Raw genomic sequence first — 255 nt, 5'->3', positions numbered from 1 at the left:
GGCGGATGTTGTTGCCGTAGTCGAAGGTCGGGATGCCCATGTCCTGAAAGGCGATCATCGCTTCGACGTGGTCGCGCATCGAGGCGCGCGCGGCCTTTTCGACGGCCTTCGGATCGCTGACGCGCTTTTCCTTCCACTGGCCCATGGTCCAGCCCTTCGGCAGGTAACCGTTGACCGGGTCGTGCGCCGAGGTCTGGTCGGTGACCATGTCGGGACGGATGCCGCGGCGGACCATCTCCGGCAGGATTTCGGCGG

General features: G+C 65.5%; 1 pseudogene. It reads right to left on the bottom strand.

Going from position 1 to position 255, the window contains the following annotated elements:
- Positions 1 to 255: pseudogene (locus IB263_RS33920) on the bottom strand (urocanate hydratase); the annotation flags it as partial.

Origin of the sequence: Ensifer sp. ENS03, from assembly GCF_014852035.1 — a bacterium.
GTDB classification, from domain to species: domain Bacteria; phylum Pseudomonadota; class Alphaproteobacteria; order Rhizobiales; family Rhizobiaceae; genus Ensifer; species Ensifer adhaerens.
This window is presented reverse-complemented; position numbering and strand designations above follow the sequence as displayed.